Origin of the sequence: Halomonas sp. Ps84H-12 (assembly GCF_024124725.1) — a bacterium.
Classification (GTDB): domain Bacteria; phylum Pseudomonadota; class Gammaproteobacteria; order Pseudomonadales; family Halomonadaceae; genus Vreelandella; species Vreelandella aquamarina.
Genome location: NZ_JAMXSJ010000006.1, coordinates 63,356 through 79,321 on the forward strand (window position 1 = coordinate 63,356; position 15,966 = coordinate 79,321).

Below are 15,966 nucleotides of genomic sequence, written 5' to 3' on the forward strand. Positions count from 1 at the left end.
CGCCCTCGGGGTGCTGACATGCCACAGTTCATACAAGTGTTTGGATACTTACCCCATCCTGGCACCCCTATACGGACACTCCTTCACATGAGCGGTCATAACGTTTGGACGCACAAGGGCATCGAATCGGGGCTGCGCATCAGCTTCGCCAAGCCAGAGGCTAGATACCGGCCAACGCAACATCATGGGTTTCAACAATAACATGCGATGGCAGGCGGCCCTGGCCGCCTGCCTGCCGAGGACACCATGCACCCCCTTATCGAAGTACAACATGTCAACAAGGCATTCGGTGGGTTACACGTCATCAACGACTGCTCCATACGCGTGGAGAAGGGCTCGATCACCGGCATGATAGGCCCTAACGGAGCCGGTAAATCGACGCTCTTCAACCTGATCGCCGGGGCGCTGACGCCGGACAGCGGGCAGATCCTGCTCGATGGCGAAGACATCACCACCTTGAGCGCCGACCAGCGTTTCCACAAAGGACTGCTACGCACCTTTCAAATTGCCCACGAGTTCAGCCAGATGAGCGCGCTGGAAAATTTGATGATGGTGCCCCCCCGGCAGGCCGGTGAAAATCTGTTCAATACTTGGTTCAAGCCATCGCTGGTGCGCGAGCAAGAGGCCGAGGTGCGCCGCCGCGCGCTGGAGGTCATCGACTTCGTCGGCCTACACCATGTGCGCAACGAACTTGCGGGCAATCTCTCCGGCGGACAGAAGAAGCTTCTGGAGCTTGGCCGCACCATGATGACCGATGCCAAGATCGTCCTGCTCGATGAAATCGCTGCGGGGGTGAACCGTACGCTTCTTGGCGATTTAATGGGCAATATCGAGCGGCTCAACCGTGAGATGGGCTACACCTTCCTGGTCATCGAGCACGACATGGACATGATTTCGCGGCTCTGCGATCCGGTCATCGTACTGGCCCAGGGCAGCGTCATGATGGAAGGACACATCGAAGCGATACAGAACGACCCGGCAGTCATCGAGGCCTACTTCGGCTCGGATGCCGCCTGACCCCGGCAATACGCTTCACACCGTCACGACCAACAGCCCACCCACGGCTACAACAACATGATCGCGTCTGGAGACCCCAGCGCGACGCTTGCTGAGACGCGTTTATGTCATCGATACAGGCATCCCCCCAGCCACTGCTTGAAGCACGCGACGTGCACGGCGGTTATGGCAGTATGAACATTTTGAACGGGGTCGATATGACTCTGTATGCCGACGAGGTCGGCGTCATCGTCGGCCCCAACGGCGCGGGAAAATCCACCATGCTCAAAGCCGTATTTGGGCTTCTGAACGTCAACCAGGGCGAAATCCTGCTCAACGGCCAACCCATCCACAATTTACCGCCCAACCAACTCGTGGAGCGAGGCATGGGCTTCGTCCCCCAGGAGAAAAACGTCTTCCCCAGCCTCTCGGTGAAAGAGAACCTAGAGATGGGCGCCTACCTGAAGCCGCAGAACGTCAAGCGCATGCTGGAACAGGTGTACGACTTCTTCCCGCCGTTGGTCGAGAAGCGCCACCAGCCGGCGGGCGAGCTCTCCGGCGGCCAGCGCCAGATGGTGGCCATGGGTCGTGCACTGATGGCAGAGCCCAGCCTGCTGCTGCTAGACGAGCCCACGGCCGGATTATCGCCACTCTATATGAATGAGATATTTGATCGCGTAAAGAAGATCAACGCCGCAGGTGTGGGCATCTTGATGGTCGAGCAGAACGCCAAGCAGGCCTTGGCGATTGCCGATAAAGGCTTTGTCCTGGCAGCAGGCCAGAACCGCTTTACGGATACCGGGGCGGCTCTGCTGGCCGACCCCGATGTCGCCAAAAGCTTTTTGGGCGGCTAGCCCGGGGGAGAAACGCGTGAACGAACTGGCTTTTTTCATTAATAACGTGGTGATTGCGGGCAGCGTCACCGGCTCGATTTATGCCATTGGCGCGATTGGCGTGACGCTGATTTTCAGCATCATGCGTTTTGCCCACTTTGCCCATGCCGACATGATGACCTTCGGTGCTTTCATGGTGCTGCTGCTCACCACCGCTTTCCCTGCCGTCGGCGCCAGCATTGGCGTCCCCACGGCGCTGATCATGCTGCCCCTGGCGATGCTACTCACTGCCCTACTCGCCGTCGGCATCGATAAGGCCTTCTATAAGCCGCTACGCGCCCATGGCGTCAAGCCCATCGTCATGGTGATTGGCTCGCTGGGGGTCACACTGATGCTACAGGGCTTGATTCGCTTGTTCTCGGGTACCGGCGGGCAAAGTCTGTATGTCGATGACCGCAAAGAGATCTTTCGTCTAGCGCTACCGTTCGAAGGCGCGCGGGCACCGATCGTGATCACCGAACCGCAGATCTATCTGTTCGTGATCACCATCGTTGCGGTGATGGCGCTCCACCTGTTCCTCAACCGTTCACGGTTAGGCAAAGCCATGCGCGCCATGTCGGATAATCCGGAGCTGGCTCAGGCATCGGGCATTAATACCAATACCATCGTGGCGGTCACCTGGGTGATTGCGGGCGGCCTCGCAGCAATTGCGGGCACGCTGCTCTCGTTGGACGTGACCTTCAAGCCCGATCTCAGCTTCTTCCTGCTGCTACCGATTTTCGCGGCGGCCATCGTCGGCGGGGTGGGCCACCCGTATGGCGCGATTGCCGGTGGGTTCGTGGTGGGCTTTGCCGAAACCTTGGCCGTCTTCAACTGGAACGTGTTGCTACGCCCCTTCCAAGACAGTTTTCCCGAGTGGCTGGCGCTGCCGTCGAATCTTGCCTTCGTGGGCACTGAATACAAAATCGTGGTGCCGTTCTTCATTCTGGTGGCCATCCTGGTGTGGCGCCCGACCGGCCTGTTCAAAGGCAAGGTGATCTAATGAGCCATCCAACCAATACTCGCAACCCGGCCTACACGCCGAAAGACGCCACCCCGCAGCGCCGCTTCCCGCTGCGCGAACTGGTGCTGTTTGGTGCGCTGCTCCTCGCTGTTTTGGCGGTGTATGCCCTGATGGGTGCGGCCTACAGCACGCGCATGCTGGTCGAAGCCGCCTGTTACGCCATTCTCGCTTTAGGCCTGACGATTCAGTGGGGCTACGCCGGACAGTTCAATGCCGGGGTGATGGGTTTCGTCGCCCTCGGCGGCTTCTGCGCCATGCTGTTTAGCGTACCGGTCAACGACGCCTTTTGGGGTACCGAGCTGCCGGGTGAGCTCGGCCAAGTGCTGCTCTATGGCCTTGCGGCCACGGTCGTGGTCATCGGTGCCACCAAACTCGACCGCTTGGGTGTGCCCAAAACGCTGCGCACCGTGATCGCCGTAGTGCTGGCGGTGGTACTTTACCTCGTCGTGATCAGTCTGCTACGCGATGTGACCAGCCAAATTCAGTCCCAGGCGGGCTTTGTGGGTGGGTTTGGACTGCCGCCTTGGGTGGGCTGGATCGTCGGCGGCGCGCTGGCTGGTGGCGTGGGCTACTTCATCGGCCATGTGTGTCTTGGGCTGCGCAGCGACTACTTGGCGATTGCCACCCTGGGCATTGCCGAGATCATCAAGGCGTTTTTGAAAAACTCCGACTGGCTCACCCGCGGCACGGCCACGGTCTCGCCGCTGCCTTGGCCCACGCCTGGCCCTGCCGAACTCGGCTTTACCCTTTCCCGAGCGATTTACCTGTCGGTGACGGCGGTGGTCATTGCGGTGATCTTCTTCCTGCTGCACCGTGCTTATCACGCCCCTTGGGGGCGAATGATTCGCGCGATTCGCGATAACGAAATTTCATCGGCGGCCATGGGGAAGGACATCAACAAGCGTCGCCTGGAGATTTTCGTGCTGGGCTGCATTTTGATGGGCCTAGGGGGCGGCATGTTGGGCACGTTCAACAGCCTGTTCGACCCGCAGGGCTACCTACCGCTGAACCACACCTTTCTGGTGCTGGTGATGGTCATCCTGGGCGGCCCCGGCAATAACCTGGGCACCATTTTTGGGGCGGTGGCCGTCTACATCATCTGGATCATGTCCGAGCCGCTGGCGCTGTTTTTGATGGAGCTGTTCGTCGCGCTCGGAGAGAACGCCTTTGGCTGGGAGGCACCCAGCAATATGGACAGCCGAGCGCTACAGGCGAGGGTCTTAGTGATCGGCATGCTGATTACCCTGGTACTGCGCTTTGCGCCCAAAGGGCTGCTGCCTGAAAAGATCAAAAGCCACGGCTAAAGCCTCTAGCCCCATAAAGAACGCCCCGCTCATTGAGCGGGGCGTTTTTGCTATCGGCAGATGGTAAGTAATTACAGATCCACCTGCCCTTTGCTGGTAAAGGTGCCGTTCTCTACGGCCATCTCGAGCACTACCCCCGGTACGTCGCCGTTGTCATCGAACTCGTGGGAGCCAGAGGCACCCTCGTAGTTAATGTCGGTACCGGCAGCGATCAGCTCGACCGCTTTTTCCCACTCGCCCGGCAGAATCACTTCACCCGGCGCGCTGGAAACGTTACGCAGTGCTTCGGAAAGCCCTTCACGGTCGGCGCTGCCGTTCTGCTCGATGGCTAGCGCAATCAGGAAGGCGGCATCGTACGCCTGGGCTGCAAACACGGCGCTGGGATCGATATCCGCCTCAGTCGCTGCATTGTTAAAAATTTCGGTGCCGGGTAACTCTGGGCTGCCGGGGCGGGTGGCAATCATGCCATCCAGCACGTCGGCACCAATCGCCTCGACTAAGCTGTCACCTACCATGCCGTCGGCCCCCACGTACTGGGTGAACATGCCGCTCTCGTAGGCCTGGCGTAGCACCGTTTGGCCGGAGGTATCGGCATACGCCAGCACGACGAGGGTATCGGCGCCGCTGGCGGAGAGTGAGCCCAGCTCCGAACGGTAGTCGGCACGATTATCTTCGTGGGCGAGGTTCTCGGCGACTTCGCCGCCACCGGCGGTAAACGCGGCGCTAAAGGCGTCCGACAGACCACGGCCATAGTCGTTGTTCACAAAGGTGACCGCGACATAGTCGATGCCTTTATCCAGCAGCAGCTTAGCCAGAATTTCACCCTGGAAAGCATCGGAAGGCACGGTGCGGAACACCAGATCATTGTCGTCCAACTCGGATACCGCAGGCGCGGTCGATGCCGGAGACACCATCAGCACACCGCCGGGAATCGCGGCATTGTTAGCAGCGGCAATCGTGGCACCGGTACACAGCGCGCCGACAATAGCGGTCACGTTTTCAGAGTTCACCATGCGGTCGGCGGCGTTAGAAGCGGCCGATGCGTCGGAACAGGTGGTATCACCCGAGGGCATTTCGAGGGTTTGCCCACCTAAAATACCGCCCTGTTCGTTGACTTGCTTAACCGCCAGCTGAGCACCTGCAAAGATCGGCGGCGTCAGACTCTCAATTCCCCCGGTAAAGCCGCCCAAGAAGCCAACTTTGACCTCCGCCTGGGCCATCCCGGTTAAGGCAAGTGATGAAGCCGCTACGGCAATGGCTAATGCGCGCTTATTAATCATATTGTTTGTCGCTCCCAGTGTGTTAAGTGCCCCGACTGTCCAGCGCAGGGCTTCCCTTAATCTGGAACCATCGCGCCAAAAACACAAGCAACGGTTTCTAACGCTCGTGGTTTTCTGACGCCGACGCGTCTAGTCGCTCTGCCAAGCGCTTCTGGCGGCGCTTGTTGCGGTACATACGCACCAGCGCAATGACCAGTGCACACGCCACCATGGCGGCCAGCACGCCGCCCTGCCAGGGGCGTGCGGCGTCGCCGAGGACGGTTTCGAGGGTAATGATGAGCGCCAGGCCAAGTGCCTGGGTACCTATGGCCAGGGCGCGCAGGGTGTCAAAAGAGGATTGCGGCATCGACATCTCCGTCATGTGAAGCGTGCATGGTATGGTTGCCCAGTGTACCTGCTTATCGGAACGACTATGAATGCCATTGCTCTCGGTCCACTGCTGATTTCCACTCCCCGCCTCTATGCGTTTGGCTGTGCACTGCTGCTTTTATTAAGCAGCCGCTTCCTGCTGGGGCTGTCTACCAAGCAGCATGGCCGCTGGTTTAATGGCTTGCTGGTGGTGTGGCTATTAGCAGCGCGCGTCACGTTTGTGGCCTTCAACTGGGAGAGCTACAGCGCCACCCCACTCGACGCCCTGAAGGTATGGCAACCGGGCTATCACGCGCTTGGTGGGCTACTTGCCGGTTTACTGTGGACCGCCTGGACGCTGCGTGCACGTCTGCTGGCGATGATCGGCGGACTCGCCATGACGGTGGGGGCCGTTAGCCTCTGGTTGGTGCTGGTCACGCTGGCCCCGCTAGGCCAGCAATTTGCCGTGGCATCGCTGCCCGACGTCACCCTGGAAGATCTCGATGGAAACGCGGTTAGTCTCTCCTCGCTGACGAATCAAGATGAGCTCATTATCGTGAATTTATGGGCCACCTGGTGTCCCCCCTGCCTGCGTGAAATGCCGCTGCTGGAAGAGGCCGACCAGCGCGAGGGCGTTACTGTCGTGGTGGCCAATCAGGGCGAGGACTTACTACCTATCGCACGCTACCTAGACGAGCAGTCGCTGAGCTTTCGCTACCCGTTGCGCGACCCACAGCAAACCCTAATGGCCCAGTTTCAAGCCCCAGGCCTCCCCACTACTGTGCTATTTGACCAGACAGGCAAGACGCTGGACGTTCATGTGGGAGAGCTCACTCGAGCGCAGTTAGAGCGCTGGTTAAGCGATTGACCACGATAGACCTTAATACCCCCGCTGCTTTGCGTTAGAATCCCCCGCCCTGTTTGCCACTGGTGACCTGCCCAGCGGCGCACGACCGATTTTGACGACTTCCTCGAGGCATCATGAGCGATTTTTCTCCCGGCCAGCGCTGGATTAGCGACGGCGAGGCTGAGCTTGGACTCGGCACCGTGCTTAACTGCGACGCCCGTAGCGTTACCATCTTGTTCAGTGCCAGCCAGGAAACCCGCACCTACAACACCCGTCAAGCACCGCTCACCCGCGTCATGTTCGGCAGCGGCGACCGCGTGCTCTCTGCCGACGGCTGGCAGATGATCGTTGATGACAGCAAAGAGACCCGCGGCCTGATCACCTACATTGGTGAAGATAGCGAAGGCAACCTGCGCGAACTGCCTGAGGCGAAGCTGGCCGACACCATGCAGTTTGACCAAGCCCGTGACCGCCTGCTGACCGGTCAGGTAGACCGTAACGACTGGTTTGATCTGCGCTTTCGTACGTTGCACCACTATCAGCGCATTGAGCAGCACAGCGCGCTGGGCTTTGCTGGGCCGCGTATTGATCTCATTCCCCACCAGCTCTATATCGCCGACGAAGTGGCCGGACGCCATGCGCCGCGGGTACTGCTGGCCGACGAGGTAGGCCTGGGCAAAACCATTGAGGCGGGCTTGATTCTCCACCGCCTGCTGCTGGCAGGCCGGGTAGAGCGCGCGCTGATTCTGGTGCCCGACAGCCTGACCCACCAGTGGCTGGTAGAGCTGCTGCGCCGTTTCTCACTAAACGTGACACTGCTGGACGAGCACCAGAGCCAAGCCCACGGCAGCACCAACCCGTTCGAGAGCGCCCAGCTCGTGCTGGCCAGCCAAGGCTGGCTGTTCGCCAACATTCATCGCCAGGACCAAGCCCTGGCCAGCCGCTTCGACCTGCTGATTGTCGATGAAGCGCATCACCTGGACTGGAGCCCAGAAAGCAGCGGCCCCGGCTACCAGTGCGTGGAACAGCTCGCCTCTGAGATCCCGGGCTTGCTGCTGCTCACCGCCACGCCAGAACAGATGGGGCTGGAGAGCCACTTCGCGCGCCTGCGCCTGCTGGATGCCGAGCGCTACCACGATATCGAGCGCTTCAAAGAGGAGGAGCAGCACTACGTGGCGGTGGCCGAGGCCATCGATGCTCTCGAGGAACTGCCCCAGACCGCGAGCGCCCGTGAACGCGTCGCCGCCGTAGCCGACGACCGAGATAGCCAAGCGCTGCTCGCCACGCTGTGCCACCCAGAGGCAAGCCCTGAGCAGCAGGACGCCGCCCGCGCCCAGCTGCGCGATGCGCTGTTAGACCGCCATGGCACCGGCCGCGTGATGTTCCGCAACAGCCGCCGTCACGTAGGCGGCTTCCCCGAGCGACGCCTGCATCAGGCATCACTGGAACTGCCGTCGGCTTACCGCCGCGTGCTGCGCCGCCTGGAGCGCGACGACGACTACCTGGACGAGCTGCTGATCGAAACCGGCATGGACCACCCGGATGTACTGATCTACCCGGACGCCATGTACCGCGAGTTAAGCAACGATCCGCTGAACACCGAGTCCTGGTGGCATATCGACCCACGCGTCAACTGGCTGCTGGAAAAACTCAGCGACGACAGTGAATCCGGCTTTGCCAACGACAAAGTGCTGGTGATTGCCCACCATCGCGAAACCGCCGAAGGGCTCGCGGAGGGCCTGCGGGTCTTGGGCGGCTACCATGCGCCGGTCTTCCACGAAGGCCTGTCACTGATAGAGCGCGACCGGGCCGCCGCCGCGTTTGCCGATGAAGAGGATGGCTGCCAGGTGTTGGTGTGTTCTGAGATTGGCTCCGAAGGGCGTAACTTCCAATTCTGCCGCCACCTGGTGATGTTTGACATGCCGCAGCATCCCGACCAGCTAGAGCAGCGCATTGGCCGTCTGGATCGGATCGGCCAGCGCCATGCCATCGAGCTGCACGTGCCCAACTTCACCGGCAGCCCCGGCGAGCGCTTGCTGCGCTGGTACCACGAAGGCATGGACGCGTTCAGCGCGCCCCATGGGGTGGGCAGCGACCTGTTCGATGCCTTTGGCGATGCCCTGGCCGATGCGCTGCTCGACGATGAAGCGCTCGACGAGATTATCGAAGAGACGCGCGAGATGTTCACTGCCAAGCTCGCCGAGCGGGATGCGGGTCGCAACCGCCTGCTGGAGCTTAATGCTTGCCGCCCAGCACGAGCACAGCAGGTGATTGAGGCGGTACGCGAGCTGGACGAGGACCCGGCACTGCCCCGCTACGTGGAGCGCGCGCTGGATATCTTCGGCGTCGATAGCCAGGAGATCGGCAATGGCCTGCTCTACCTTCAGCCCAGCCAGCACATGCTGGATGGCCTGCCGGGGCTGGTCAAAGGCGAAGAGGGCTTTTCCGCCACCTATAGCCGCGCTCAGGCGCTGGCACGGGATGATGTTCAGCGGCTCTCCTGGGAGCACCCGCTGCTGCGCGAAATGATGGGCCGCATTCTCGACGGCACCATGGGCAACACGGCGCTGGCGCTGCTGCGCCACCCAGCGATCCCCAGCGGGCGCTTAATGGCGGAACTGGTGTTCCGCACCCACTGCCCGGCACCCAAATCGCTGCACCTGAACCGCTTTTTGCCACCCACCGCCGTGCGGGTACTGTTGGATGAATCAGGGGCTAACCTGACCAGCAAGATCTCCTTCACCGGGCTGGGCAAAAATCTGCAGAAGGTGAACAAGTCGCTGGCGCGGGACTTGATCAAAAGCCGCCATGACCAGTTACGCGAACTCCTCACCCAAGGGGAAGGCGAAGCCGAACGGGAGCTGCCGAGCATTGTTGAGGCCGCTGAAACCCGTATGCGTGCCCAACTGGATGCCGAACTGGCCCGCCTGACGGCGCTGGCAGAGCACAATCCGGCAGTACGCAGCGAAGAGCTGGAAGCGCTGAAACAGGAGCGCCAAGCACTGAGCAACGCGATTGAGAATACCCGCCTGCGGCTTGACTCCGTACGGGTCATTATCACCGTCGACCCGAACGCTTAAACCAGGCAAGTACCCGCTGGTGGCGCTATAAAATTGCCGCCAGCGCTTGCTTCAGCGTCGGGTATTGGAAATGAAAGCCTGCCTCGCTCAAGCGCGCCGGGCGCATATCCGCACCGGTAAGCAGCAGTTGTGACATCTCCCCAAAGCCCGCTTTCAGCACAAAAGCGGGCACCGGAAACATGGCCGGACGATGCAGCTGCTTGGCCAGCGCTTGGGTGAATTCGGCGTTGGTCACCGGATGCGGTGCGCTGCCGTTAAAGGCACCTGACAAGGTCGGCTCGTTGATCAGAAACATAATCGCCGCTACCAAGTCATCCCGGTGAATCCAGGGCATGAACTGTGTGCCATCGCCAAATCGCCCGCCTAATCCCAGCTTGAACGGTGGCAGCATTTTCTGCAGCGTACCGCCTCCCGCCTCTAGCACTAAGCCAATCCGTAAAACTGCTAGCCTAACCCCCATGGCTTCAATCGGTTTTGCCGCGGCTTCCCATTGGGCGCAGAGCCGATGGGCGAACTCATCATGAGGGGACGTGGATTCATCCACCACTTTGCTGCCCTGATCACCGTAATAGCCCATGGCCGAACCGCTCACCATCACTTTCGGTAAGGGCTGACCATTGGCCGCCAGCTGCTCACAGAGCGCAATCAGCTGCTGAGTACTTTCCACCCGTGAACGAATCAGCCGCTCTTTCTGCTCGGCGCTCCAGCGCTTTGCCGCGATGGACTCCCCCGCTAGGTTTACCAACGCATCCGGCGGTGTATCCACAAAGGCTTGGGCACTATCACGGATATCGCATGCCTTGGGTAGTTTTCCCCGCACGTCGTGGGGCGTGCGAGATACCACCTGTACATCGTGCCCCTGGGCAATGAGCTGTTGGCAGAGCCGTTGGCCTACAAAGCCGCTTCCCCCGGTAATTAATACCCGCATGGTGTCACTCCTTTGGCGTTGGACGTCACTTGCGCCAGCGTAGTCGCCACTACTGATCCATCAGATGGTTGATATCAAAAAGTGGTCACCGCACCGTCGCGCACGTTGCATAGCGCTTAATTGTACAATATTTATACATAACTGCTACAATAAATTTAGTTGAGCACTACCTTACTCGCGAGGATTTATGGCTGAACCGGCAAGTGTAACCTTCACTCCCTCCACCGCGCCCACCTTTGCGAGCAAAGTTGCCGACTGAACAGTATGGCCACTTCGATCATGTGGTGATCAGCGCGCCGCCTCCCCAGGCAAAAGCGCTGCGGGCAGTCAGTCATTCTTATACAGCGAGCGCGGTTTATGGCTATACGGCGGCAGCTTTCGTGGCAGCCGCGTGGAGGATGCATGGCTCTCCGATGACGAGTTGGGAGAGGCATTATTAGGCCGGTCGGTCTAATGGAAGCTAACGCGAGGCTACACCCAAAGGGACACAGCAAAGGTTGTACCTAGTAGCCACAAGTTGTACAAAGGTGCCTATAATAGCGTGACCCTATCTAACCGATTAGGTGCTATTCAGCAAACCGCTACACGACTAAGTGGCCTAGCGCCGAACTGGCGCGACAACACGGCCACCGCAATTATTGACAGACCCCTGCAGCGCTTGTTGCAGGCAACCAAGAGGCAATGGCGCCCATGAGCAACAAGGCGACCCACCCACCCGATACCCCGCTCTATCCGATTCGGGAAGTTTCCCGCTTAACGGGTGTGAACTCGGTCACCCTGCGCGCCTGGGAGCGACGCTACGGATTAATTCGCCCACAGCGGACCCCTAAGGGTCACCGGCTCTATGCCCAGGACGATATCAGCCGTATTGAACGCATTCTCCAGTGGCTCAACCGAGGCGTGCCGGTCAGCCAGGTCGCCGACCTGCTTGACCAGCCCGAAACGGTAGAGGCCCCCGCCCCAGATGCTGGGGACTGGTCTAGCCAGCGCCAGCAGCTTCTGGCGGTCATTGAAGCCGTCGACCTTCCCAAGCTGGAAGCACTCTACAATCAAAGCCTAGCGCTCTATCCGCTAAGCGTGGCGATTAACGAGCTGTGGCAGCCCGTCATTCTAACCCTAGAAGCTAAATGGGCGGCGCAGCCAGATGACTTGGTGCGCCGCACCTTTGAGGCCTTTTTGCGTAGTCAGGTGGGTATTCGCCTGCACTACGCCAACCAGGCAACCCGCGGCCCGCTGATTCTGCTCAGCGCCATGCCCGACGATCCTGGCCCGCTGTGGGTACTGATGTGTGCACTGATGGCCAGCGAGCAGGGCTACCGAGTCCAGCTGTTTGATCATTCGCTGGCACTCGAAGACCTTGCACAAGCGGTGTCTCGCCTGCACTCCTCAATGGTTCTGCTCTCTAGCGGCCAGCGGGAATGCGACAACTATATTCGCGTAGCGCTACCCAAAGCCGCTGAAGCGCTGGGCGTGCCTATCGGCGTATGCGGTGAAGTCGCGCGCCTGCGTGAGAACGATCTGCGCGACGGTCCTGTTCATATGCTGGGCGACGACCTACCCCAGGCGATCGCCCGGCTACGCCCTCTGCTGCGTGAATCAGGCATTCTTTAAGCGCACGAAAAGTCGCCAATCTAAGGGCTTTGCATGAACCTGCAGCTTGTTTGGTTTCGCAGCGATCTACGTATTCATGACAATTCCGCACTCGCCGCCGCTGCCGCCAAAGGGCCGGTAGTGGCGGTTTTTTTGCGTAGCATTGAGCAGTGGCGTTACCACGGCCACGGCGCAAATAAGCTCGATTTCTGGGCGCGTGGTGTTAGCGCGCTTAAGGCCTCGCTCAATGGCTTGAATATTCCGCTGTTGCATCGCGATATTGGGCGTTTCGACGACGCCCCCAAGGCGCTTTTAGAGATTGCCCGCGAGCATGGCATCAAGCAGCTCCACTTCAATTATGAGTATCCGCTGAACGAGCAGCGCCGCGACCAGTCGGTACTGGAGACTTTTCAGCAGGCCGGTATTACCGCCCAAGGCCATCACGACGCGGTGGCGTTTGCCCCCGGTACCTTGCTGACAGGCAAAGGCGACTACTACGGCGTCTTCACCCCGTTTTCAAAAGCGTGGCACAAGCATGTTACCGCCGAGCAGTTAGCCCTGCGCGACACGCCCAGCGCGCAGTCACCGCTAGCCATTGACAGTGATCCATTACCCGCACTGCCAACGCTAGATGATGAGCCGCTGGATGGGCGTCTCTGGCCTGCGGGTGAAAATGCTGCCAGCGATAACCTTGAGCGTTTTTTACGCTTTCGGGGGCGTCACTATAAAGATCAGCGTGACTTTCCTAAGGTGCGCGGCACGAGCGAGCTTTCGCCCTACTTAGCGCTGGGCGTTATTTCCCACCGCCAGTGCCTGCAAGCGGTCATGAGCGAAAATGGCGGGCACCTTGCCGATGGCGATGCAGGCCTTACCACCTGGGTAAACGAACTCATCTGGCGCGAGTTTTATCAGCATGTAGCGGTCGGCTTTCCTCAGGTATGCCGCTACCAGCCGTTTCAAGCGCACACCAAGCAGTTGCAATGGCGGGATGACAACGAAGGGTTTGCCGCCTGGTGCGAAGGCCGCACCGGTTATCCGGTTGTGGATGCCGCCATGCGCCAGCTAGTGACGACCGGCTGGATGCACAATCGCCTGCGAATGATTACGGCCATGTTTCTCAGCAAGCATCTGCTGATTGACTGGCGGCGGGGCGAAGCCTTTTTTATGCGTCACTTGGTCGATGGCGAGTTTTGCGCCAATAACGGCGGCTGGCAGTGGGCAGCCTCAACGGGTACCGATGCGGCACCTTACTTCCGCATTTTCAACCCCACGACCCAATCCACGCGCTTCGACCCAGGCGGCGAATTTATTGCTCAGTGGCTACCCGAGCTCAAGACGTTGCCTGCCAAAGCGCGCCATGCGCCGCCTCAGGATATGCTCAACCCAATTGACTACCCAGCGCCCATCGTTGACCACAAAGCGGCTCGCCAGCGGGCGCTGAATGCCTTCAAAGTGCTCTCCAAATAACGTTAACCTCAGCACCTCTCCATAGCGGCGTCCCGCTGCTATTTTAGGCGGTGCAGCGCTGGCAAACGTTAGCTTGGCACCGTGGCTACTTCCAGCACAGGCCGTCATCTGGGCAGCGCTCTGCTGGGGCATCAGCCGTTACATTCAGCGTTTAGCCGCTAGCGATTAATTAATGTGCGCCTTCTGCCTGCGGTAGCGGTGCCCAGCGCTGCTCAAGCTCGGCGGCGGGCATCGGTTTAGCAAAGTAAAACCCTTGTACCAGGGTGCAGCCTGCTTCTACCAGGAACTGACACTGGGCCTGGGTTTCGACTCCTTCGGCGATCACTTCCAGCCCCATGCCTTTTGCCATGGCCAGTACCGCTGTAACAATCGCGGCATCTGCTTGGTCGTTGGGCAACTCGCTAATAAAAGCGCGATCTAATTTAATTTTATCTACTGGTAGCCGCTTCAAATATCCCAGCGACGAGTAGCCGGTGCCAAAGTCGTCAATAGCGATTGAGTAGCCAAGCTCTCTTAGTGCCTGCAGACGCGGCCCCATGTCCCCTGCTCGTTCGTCTAGTAACACCGATTCGGTCAGCTCCAAACCAAGTTGTGACGGCTCTAGCTGGTAACGCTCAAGACAGGTGGCAAGCTGGGTTTCTAGATCGCCCTGAAAGAGCTGAAGGGCAGAGATATTGACCCAAACAATGGTCTTCGGCATGCCGCTATTTTGCCAATGCGCTTGCTGAGCACAGGCCTTTTCGATCACCCAACTGCCTAACTCTGCCATCAAGCCGTGACGCTCGGCCAGGGGAATAAACTCCCCCGGCGATATCATGCCACCTTTGGGGTGACGCCAGCGCAGCAGTGCTTCCATACCTACCAACTCACCGCTACCGGGATGGTGTTGGGTTTGGTAGTGAAGCTCTAACTGGTCACCGGAGATCAGCGCGGCACGCAGGTCGCTGACTAATGCTAATTGGGGATTATCCTGTTTATCCAGCGCGGGGCAAAACCGCAGGCTGTGGTTGCGACCCAGCCGCTTGGCGCTGTAAAGCGCTGACTCTAAACGCTGAAACAGCACGCTGGAATCTTGACCATCTTCCGGCGCACGGCAGCTACCAATGGTGAGGCCTAATCGCAGCGACTGTTCATTAATCTCGAAGGGGCGGCACATATGGTCGCGCAGATTCCCTAGCCACTTGTCGTGGTCATCAAAGGTAGTGGTGCGAATCACCATAAACTCATCACCACCCAGCCGCCCCACTACGCTTCCCGCCATATAGCTGGTGAGCCGCTGGGCAAATCGAGCCAGCAGCCGGTCGCCCTGCTCAACGCCTAAGCTATCGTTAACCGACTTAAGTCCGTCAATATCAATCAGCGCCATATCCAAGCTTTCACCTGCACGCAGGTGGCGCAGCCTGGACGCCATTAAGTCATGCAAGCGACGTCGGTTAGGTAGGCCTGTTAGCGGATCTTCATAGCCGATACGCCTTAAATCGTTTTCACGAGCTTTTTGTGCCGAAATATCGGAGAACCAGCTGATAAAGTGGGTGATTTTGCCTCGCTTGTCGGTGACGGCACGCACTTTGAGCCATTCAGGGTACTCATCGCCATGTTTGCGACGGTTCCACATTTCGCCTTCCCAGCGCCCAGTGGCTTTTAGGGTGCTCCAAAAGTTTTCATAAAACGCTTTGTCATGGCGCTGAGCCGCCAGGGTGTCTAGTTTTCGGCCTATCATCTCTTGGCTTTCATAACCGGTAATTTCGGTAAACGCCGGATTCACCGCTAGCACACGGTTTTGGACATCACTAATGACCACCGCATCACCAGACAACCCCAACGCATCCTGTGAAAGACGCAGGCGCAGACGCTGCAGACGCACTTGGTTCCAAGCATCCCACAAGCCTAAAGTAACGAAGCTAGCCGCGACCATACGCAGCGCCGCATCGGGGATCCACACGCAGGCAGGTAGCGCCATCAGCGCCACCCATACCAACGGGCGATTAAGAGAGACAGGCAGCCACATGGCGATTCTTGTTGTCCTGATCAGTCACTAACAAAAACAAACGATGACGACATCATGCCGTCTCACTAAAATCTTGGATAGAGCATATTACGTCAATACACCGTTTATTGGGCGAATTCACTAATCCGAACAACACAATAAGGCAACCTGGATTATCGACAACCCATTAAAAAGTGTTAGAACGTTACGATAAGCCGCTCGCGACGTGCATTCAGCGGTTTC

12 protein-coding genes are annotated in these 15,966 nt (G+C 59.2%); 8 read left to right on the forward strand and 4 right to left on the reverse strand.

The features are described 5' to 3' along the window. Positions 1-246 precede the first annotated feature (246 nt). From NH344_RS04580 to NH344_RS04595, 4 genes are all read left to right on the forward strand, one after another. Positions 247-1,017 carry an ABC transporter ATP-binding protein gene (locus NH344_RS04580; RefSeq protein ID WP_253027584.1) on the forward strand — a complete coding sequence of 257 codons (771 nt, stop codon included), beginning with the start codon at positions 247-249 and terminating at the stop codon, positions 1,015-1,017. A gap of 104 nt (positions 1,018-1,121) precedes the next feature. Further along, a complete protein-coding gene (locus NH344_RS04585) occupies positions 1,122-1,850 on the forward strand; it encodes an ABC transporter ATP-binding protein (RefSeq protein ID WP_058579847.1) in 729 nt (242 codons plus the stop codon). Positions 1,851-1,866: 16 nt separating this feature from the next. Beyond that, positions 1,867-2,871 (forward strand): branched-chain amino acid ABC transporter permease, encoded by a 1,005-nt coding sequence (locus NH344_RS04590; RefSeq protein ID WP_058579848.1) that lies wholly within the window; start codon positions 1,867-1,869, stop codon positions 2,869-2,871. After that, on the forward strand, positions 2,871-4,196 hold the full coding sequence (locus NH344_RS04595) for a branched-chain amino acid ABC transporter permease (RefSeq protein ID WP_058579849.1): 1,326 nt from the start codon (positions 2,871-2,873) through the stop codon (positions 4,194-4,196). Before NH344_RS04590 ends, NH344_RS04595 begins: the two co-directional genes overlap by 1 nt. A gap of 71 nt (positions 4,197-4,267) precedes the next feature. Here the strand turns inward: NH344_RS04595 and NH344_RS04600 are convergent, their stop codons facing one another. Together NH344_RS04600 and NH344_RS04605 are read right to left on the reverse strand one after the other, a co-directional pair. Further along, complete coding sequence (locus NH344_RS04600; protein WP_253027585.1) at positions 4,268-5,476, reverse strand: ABC transporter substrate-binding protein; 1,209 nt, start codon at positions 5,474-5,476, stop codon at positions 4,268-4,270. A 97-nt stretch (positions 5,477-5,573) separates the two neighbouring features. Beyond that, complete coding sequence (locus tag NH344_RS04605) at positions 5,574-5,822, reverse strand: hypothetical protein (RefSeq protein ID WP_058579851.1); 249 nt, start codon at positions 5,820-5,822, stop codon at positions 5,574-5,576. Between the two features lie 66 nt (positions 5,823-5,888). Here NH344_RS04605 and NH344_RS04610 point away from each other — a divergent pair, with 66 nt between their 5' ends. Both NH344_RS04610 and rapA read left to right on the forward strand, forming a co-directional pair. Further along, on the forward strand, positions 5,889-6,692 hold the full coding sequence (locus NH344_RS04610; protein ID WP_062363398.1) for a TlpA disulfide reductase family protein: 804 nt from the start codon (positions 5,889-5,891) through the stop codon (positions 6,690-6,692). Between the two features lie 113 nt (positions 6,693-6,805). Continuing rightward, positions 6,806-9,751: an RNA polymerase-associated protein RapA gene (gene rapA / locus NH344_RS04615; RefSeq protein ID WP_253027586.1), complete on the forward strand. Its 2,946-nt coding sequence runs from the start codon at positions 6,806-6,808 to the stop codon at positions 9,749-9,751. 25 nt (positions 9,752-9,776) lie between these two features. Here the strand turns inward: rapA and NH344_RS04620 are convergent, their stop codons facing one another. After that, positions 9,777-10,679, reverse strand: a complete 903-nt coding sequence (locus tag NH344_RS04620) for a TIGR01777 family oxidoreductase (RefSeq protein WP_062373737.1) — start codon at positions 10,677-10,679, stop codon at positions 9,777-9,779. Positions 10,680-11,369: 690 nt separating this feature from the next. On the opposite strand from NH344_RS04620, the gene NH344_RS04625 reads away from it, so the two are divergent. Next, complete coding sequence (locus tag NH344_RS04625) at positions 11,370-12,290, forward strand: MerR family transcriptional regulator (RefSeq protein WP_253027587.1); 921 nt, start codon at positions 11,370-11,372, stop codon at positions 12,288-12,290. A gap of 33 nt (positions 12,291-12,323) precedes the next feature. Next, on the forward strand, positions 12,324-13,736 hold the full coding sequence (gene phrB, locus NH344_RS04630; protein ID WP_253027588.1) for a deoxyribodipyrimidine photo-lyase: 1,413 nt from the start codon (positions 12,324-12,326) through the stop codon (positions 13,734-13,736). A gap of 169 nt (positions 13,737-13,905) precedes the next feature. Here the strand turns inward: phrB and NH344_RS04635 are convergent, their stop codons facing one another. Beyond that, entirely contained in the window at positions 13,906-15,744 is a 1,839-nt protein-coding gene (locus tag NH344_RS04635; protein WP_058579858.1) for a GGDEF domain-containing phosphodiesterase, read from the reverse strand. Between the last annotated feature and the right edge of the window lie 222 nt (positions 15,745-15,966).

Bases quoted from the DNA above. Each gene is read 5' to 3' on its own strand.
- NH344_RS04580 (WP_253027584.1), top strand. From the start codon at position 247: ATGCACCCCCTTATCGAAGTACAACATGTCAACAAGGCATTCGGTGGG.
- NH344_RS04585 (WP_058579847.1), top strand. From the start codon at position 1,122: ATGTCATCGATACAGGCATCCCCCCAGCCACTGCTTGAAGCACGCGAC.
- NH344_RS04595 (WP_058579849.1), top strand. From the start codon at position 2,871: ATGAGCCATCCAACCAATACTCGCAACCCGGCCTACACGCCGAAAGAC.
- NH344_RS04600 (WP_253027585.1), bottom strand. From the start codon at position 5,476: ATGATTAATAAGCGCGCATTAGCCATTGCCGTAGCGGCTTCATCACTT.
- NH344_RS04605 (WP_058579851.1), bottom strand. From the start codon at position 5,822: ATGCCGCAATCCTCTTTTGACACCCTGCGCGCCCTGGCCATAGGTACC.
- NH344_RS04610 (WP_062363398.1), top strand. From the start codon at position 5,889: ATGAATGCCATTGCTCTCGGTCCACTGCTGATTTCCACTCCCCGCCTC.
- rapA (WP_253027586.1), top strand. From the start codon at position 6,806: ATGAGCGATTTTTCTCCCGGCCAGCGCTGGATTAGCGACGGCGAGGCT.
- NH344_RS04620 (WP_062373737.1), bottom strand. From the start codon at position 10,679: ATGCGGGTATTAATTACCGGGGGAAGCGGCTTTGTAGGCCAACGGCTC.
- NH344_RS04625 (WP_253027587.1), top strand. From the start codon at position 11,370: ATGAGCAACAAGGCGACCCACCCACCCGATACCCCGCTCTATCCGATT.
- phrB (WP_253027588.1), top strand. From the start codon at position 12,324: ATGAACCTGCAGCTTGTTTGGTTTCGCAGCGATCTACGTATTCATGAC.
- NH344_RS04635 (WP_058579858.1), bottom strand. From the start codon at position 15,744: ATGTGGCTGCCTGTCTCTCTTAATCGCCCGTTGGTATGGGTGGCGCTG.